Origin of the sequence: Flavobacterium solisilvae (assembly GCF_012911605.1) — a bacterium.
In the GTDB taxonomy this organism is placed as follows: Bacteria; Bacteroidota; Bacteroidia; order Flavobacteriales; family Flavobacteriaceae; genus Flavobacterium; species Flavobacterium solisilvae.
In genome coordinates, this window is record NZ_JAAMPT010000061.1 from 1 (window position 1) to 249 (window position 249).

The window sequence follows — 249 nt, forward strand, 5'->3', positions numbered from 1 at the left end:
AACTCTATAGAAAACGCCAAGAAATCAACGAACACATCTTTGGAACAATAAAGCGAAAATGGGGATATAACCACACCAATTTAATAGGATTAGAGAAAGTAAACGGCGAACACAGTTTGATAATGCTCGTGTATAACATCAAACGCAGCATCAATATCCTTGGTGTGCCCGATTTAATAGCCAAACTCAAAGCATGGAACTCACCTTACAAGAGAAAAGGTTTGTTTTTGATAAAAACGACCTATTTAA

Annotated in this window: 1 protein-coding gene; it reads left to right on the forward strand. The window is 36.1% G+C overall.

Going from position 1 to position 249, the window contains the following annotated elements; all coding sequences use genetic code 11:
• A partial coding sequence (locus G6042_RS14685) for a transposase (protein WP_169522317.1) occupies positions 1-249 on the forward strand: 249 nt, incomplete at both ends.